2 protein-coding genes are annotated in these 1357 nt (G+C 46.1%); both read left to right on the top strand.

The window, feature by feature from the left end; genetic code table 11:
- Positions 1 to 540 (top strand): phytoene desaturase family protein (locus tag B2U10_RS12615; protein WP_414655327.1); only part of this gene is annotated, 540 nt, incomplete at its 5' end.
- On the top strand, positions 500 to 1333 hold the full coding sequence (locus tag B2U10_RS12610) for a phytoene/squalene synthase family protein (protein ID WP_056060016.1): 834 nt from the start codon (positions 500 to 502) through the stop codon (positions 1331 to 1333). The genes B2U10_RS12615 and B2U10_RS12610, both read left to right, overlap by 41 nt.
- The last annotated feature ends 24 nt before the right edge of the window (positions 1334 to 1357 follow it).

The raw sequence follows: 1357 nt of genomic DNA, 5'->3' as shown, positions 1-1357 counted from the left end.
TTTTTGATGCCGAATGACTTGGAACCACTTATGACAAACATCTTTAAAAAAGGACGATTACCTGAACATCCGGCAGTCTATCTGTTCCATCCGAGTCAGATTGATCGTAGTTTAACAGGAACGGACGATAGCGTCGTCTATTCATTAATTCCTTCTCCTCGTGGCTATGGTGTGAAAGATTATGAAAAAGTAGACTTCGTCGAGACCGTACTCGAAAAAATCGAGCATCATCATCCGGGATTTCGGGAAAAGATACAAGAAATGAAGATTCGTACACCGAATGATGCACAGGCATTTGGACTATACGAAGGTGGCAGTTTTGGAATTGCTCCGACGATTCGTCAATCAGCTGCCTTAAAGACACAGGCAAAACCATATCCAGATATCGATCGACTATATGCCGTCGGTGCATCGGTGCATCCGTGTGGAGGAGTACCAGTCGTCATGATGGGCGCAACGATACTCGTAAACCGAATGGAACAAGAGATGGGGTGGAAACATGAATTCAGTGACGATCCAGAACGCGTATATCAAATGTGAGGAAGTCATTCAGTCCGGATCTAAAACGTTCTATAAAGCCTTTTCACTCTTACCAAAAGCAGATCGACAAGCTGTTTATGCGATTTATACATTTTGCCGGTTCCTCGATGATACCGTCGATGAGTCGGATACGCCGAAAGAGAGTCTACTAGCTTTCTTGAATGAATTCAAACGATTCCGCAATGGTGAAGTACTAAATAAACCGTTATGGATTGCGTTAGCAGATGTATTTGAACGTTACGAAATGGATGAGACACCCTTTCTCGAACTCGCGGAAGGTATGCGTTGGGACATCGAGAAAAATCGTTATCAGACGCTTGAGGAGACAGAGCAATACAGCTACTACGTAGCGAGTACTGTCGGTTTGATGTTGTTGCCCATCCTTGCACCGCAACAGCCTGATCTCCGTAAATCTGCTATTGATCTTGGAATCGCGATGCAACTAACGAATATATTGCGAGACGTCGGAGAAGATGCAAAACGCGGCCGCATCTACTTGCCCCATTCATGGATGGAGACATATGGTGTCACAGCGGAGTCATTACTCGCTGGTCGCCCTTCAGGAGACTTCATTGGTCTTTGGGAAGAGGTTGCACTTCGAGCAGAGCATCTGTATGATGCGGCGATTCCGTCGTTTGATCGGTATCCGCGGGAGAGCAGACGCGCTTTAAAGGCAGCTGCCTTCTTATACCGTGGTATCCTCGATGCGGCACGGGATAATCATTACGACGTCTTTACGAAGCGGGCGTACGTCAGCCGTTGGCAAAAGATGAAGTTGCTCGCAACGATTTAATACAAGACCATAGAAAAAAGACCT

This window comes from Exiguobacterium sp. UBA7533, from assembly GCF_002479335.1.
Classification (GTDB): domain Bacteria; phylum Bacillota; class Bacilli; order Exiguobacteriales; family Exiguobacteriaceae; genus Exiguobacterium_A.
The sequence above is the reverse complement of the archived record's forward strand: the minus strand, read 5'-3'. Positions and strand labels throughout refer to the sequence as shown.

What these genes read in the sequence shown, in the direction of transcription:
- B2U10_RS12610 (WP_056060016.1), top strand. Translation starts at nt 500, where the DNA reads ATGAATTCAGTGACGATCCAGAACGCGTATATCAAATGTGAGGAAGTC.